The organism is Massilia sp. 2TAF26 (genome assembly GCF_052115005.1).
Classification (GTDB): domain Bacteria; phylum Pseudomonadota; class Gammaproteobacteria; order Burkholderiales; family Burkholderiaceae_D; genus Telluria.
Map to the genome: position 1 here is coordinate 1 of NZ_JBFRFV010000135.1, position 392 is coordinate 392.

Annotated in this window: 1 pseudogene; it reads right to left on the reverse strand. The window is 58.4% G+C overall.

Annotation, left to right across the window (positions count from 1 at the left end):
• Window positions 1-69: 69 nt before the first annotated feature.
• Window positions 70-392: pseudogene (locus tag AB4Z32_RS27810) on the reverse strand (NUDIX hydrolase); the annotation flags it as partial.

Genomic DNA, 392 nt, shown 5'->3' on the forward strand with positions numbered 1-392 from the left:
GGCCTGGCGCGTCCGTGGTCAGCGCCTCGGACACATCGGGAAAAGGCGTGTTGGCATCCAGCCAGGGGATCATGGTGCAGTGGCAGTGGGCAGGCGCATCGGCCGCGTGATGTCCATCTCGTGGAAACCATAGTCGCCGCCTTCGCGCACCTGGTCGCGGTCGGAGAAGAAGAATTCCAGTGTAGTGCTAATCGTTGGGAAAGCCAGATCATCCCAGGGAATTTCCTGCTGGGTGAACAGTTTGACTTCCAGGCTTTCCTCGCCGGGGGCGAAATCGAGGTCCTTCAGCTTGGCCAGATAGAACATATGCACCTGGTGCACGTGCGAGACGTTCAACAAGGTAAACAATTTACCCAGTTCGATATTGGCGCCGGCTTCCTCCGCCGTTTCGC